Raw genomic sequence first — 2,284 nt, 5'->3', positions numbered from 1 at the left:
GGGCGTGGCGTTGCTGCTGGAGCGGTCGGTGGAGGAGGCGCACCTCTACATGGCGATGCACCCGTGCGAGGTGTGCGGCGAGTCCGACTTCGAGTGCCAGAGCGCGGTCGTCATGGCCGAGGGCGACCTCGCCAGCCGGTACCAGGGGCCGTGCGACGGCTGCGGCACGGCACGCGAGTTCGTGTTCCGCCTGCCGGAGGCGGTGTCGTTGCCGGGCAACCGGGTGCGGTTCGGCGGGCCGGAGCCGTCCGAGCTGCTCGACGCCGGCGAATGGCTGTGGGTGGCCGGCAACTTCGCCGCCGTCGAACCGCTCGGCGACCTGGCCGCCGAGGATCTGGCCGCCGAGGAGCTGACCGGCGAGGAGTTGGCCGCGGCACGTGCCGACCTGGCCGGCGCGGTCGCCGCCGTCGACGAGGTGTTGAAGTTCCTGCCCGACGGCGCCGAGGAGCCGCCGGACGAGGCGTTCTGGTCCGAGCGCGGCAAGCGGGTGCGCGCCGAGAGCCCCGCCGATCTGCGTCGCGAGCATCTGGAGGCCCGCCGCGCGAAATACGAGGAAGCCCTCACCGTCCTCACAGGACGGTAGCCACCACGTCCTCACCGGCGAGGCGGCGCAGGCTGGTCATGTCGGGGCGCTGGCCGCTGGCGAGCAGCCGCTGCGCCTGCGCCTTGCGGATCGCCTCGAACAGCTTGCGTGCCTCCCGCGCGTTGCCGAACGTGGCGTCCCGGCGCATGCGGGCGAAGTGCTCGTACAGCAGGGTGGAAGCCTCGTCGGTGAACTCGTAGTCGGACGCCGCCGCGATCCGCTGCGCGATGAGCACCAGCTCCTCGGGCTCGTAGCTCTCGAACTCGATGGTGGCGGAGAACCGTGACGCCAGGCCAGGATTGGCCGACAGGAACTCCACCATCTCGTCGGTGTAGCCGGCGGCGATGACCGCCACCTCGTCGCGGTGGTCCTCCATCAGCTTCACCAGCATGTCGATCGACTCCTGGCCGAAGAAGTCGGCGCGCGAGGTGGCCCGCGACAGCGTGTAGGCCTCGTCGATGAACAGCACGCCGCCCTTTGCCTCTTCGAACGCCGCCGCCGTCTTCTCGGCCGTGTGCCCCAGGAACTGCCCGACCAGATCGCGCCGCGACACCTCCTTGAACGTGCCCTTGGCCAGCACGCCCAGCGCCGCCAGCAGCCGGCCGTACAGCCGCGCCACCGTGGTCTTTCCGGTGCCCGGCGCGCCCGCGAAGATGAGATGGTGGCTGGTCTGGTCGACGACCAGACCGGCGCCGCGTCGCCACTCGTTGACCTGAATCTCGTCGATCAGGCCGCGCACCTCGGCCTTGACGGCCGCGAGGCCGACCATCGCGTCAAGGTCGGCCAGGCGCGACCGCACCGCTTCCGCGTCGTGCCGGTCCGGCTCCGCGGTGGCGTTGTCGGCTCCGGTACGCCCAGCCGCGTCACTGTCACCGATGGTGACTGCCGTCGTGGCTGTCGCGTCCACGTCGACGCCGGGCGTGCCGGTGTTCTCCAACCGGCAGCGGTCGACCTCGCCGCCGCAGCCCCGTCCGATCTGGACACCGGCGCCCCGGGTGTCGTGGATCCAGCAACCCCGGATCGTCGGCGCGCTTTCGTGCACCACCGCGATGCCCGCGTCACCGGTGTGGGAGATCTCACAGCCTTCGATGACCGGCCGCCCCGACTGGTACACGTAGATGCCCCGGCGCTGGCACCGGCTGATCGTGCAGCCGCGGATCTCCGGGTTGGCGCCCAGCCGCACGATGACGCCGTCGTCGGCGATGTCGGTCAGCTCGCAGTCGGTCATCGTGCCGCCCGAGTCTTCGAACACCACGCCGTACTGCCCGGCGGTCACCCGCACCCGGTGCGCCCGCAACGTGCCGCGGTCGCGCACGTCGATCGCCGCGCCGTATCCGGTGCTCAGCACCACCTGCTTCAACGCGACCGTCGCGCCCCGCGCGGAGATGGCGGGCAGGTCACCGGCGCGGATGGTCAGGCCTTCGAGGCTGACGTCGCCGCTCTCCACGTGCAGCGCCGGATACGGCAGGTCGCTCGCGTCGAGTTCGACCGCGCCCGAACCGTCGGCCGGTGCGATCCGCAGCGTGATATCGCCGACGAATAGCGCCTCGCGGTAGATGCCCGGGGTGACCAGCACGGTGGCACCCGTGGGGGCGGCGGCGAGCGCGTCGCCGATCGTCGCGTAAGCGCCGTGCTGCAGCGGCGCCACGAGGAGTGTCCGAGTCATTCTGCGCCTCAGCATAGTTGCGGAAGGGCCCACAT

At 71.4% G+C, this 2,284-nt stretch carries 2 protein-coding genes; one reads left to right on the top strand and one right to left on the bottom strand.

Features of this window, described 5'->3' with window-relative positions; genetic code table 11:
• The first annotated feature begins 4 nt into the window (after positions 1–4).
• Positions 5–583 (top strand): hypothetical protein, encoded by a 579-nt coding sequence (locus QMG73_RS24380; protein ID WP_281899365.1) that lies wholly within the window; start codon positions 5–7, stop codon positions 581–583.
• Here the strand turns inward: QMG73_RS24380 and QMG73_RS24375 are convergent.
• Positions 570–2,249, bottom strand: a complete 1,680-nt coding sequence (locus tag QMG73_RS24375) for a right-handed parallel beta-helix repeat-containing protein (RefSeq protein WP_281899363.1) — start codon at positions 2,247–2,249, stop codon at positions 570–572. The genes QMG73_RS24380 and QMG73_RS24375 overlap by 14 nt on opposite strands.
• Positions 2,250–2,284: the final 35 nt, after the last annotated feature.

The sequence above is a fragment of the Phytohabitans aurantiacus genome, assembly GCF_027923225.1.
Classification (GTDB): Bacteria; Actinomycetota; Actinomycetes; order Mycobacteriales; family Micromonosporaceae; genus Phytohabitans; species Phytohabitans aurantiacus.
This window is presented reverse-complemented; position numbering and strand designations above follow the sequence as displayed.

Excerpts from the sequence above, each read along its gene's own strand:
- QMG73_RS24375 (WP_281899363.1), bottom strand. The coding sequence starts at position 2,249 with ATGACTCGGACACTCCTCGTGGCGCCGCTGCAGCACGGCGCTTACGCG.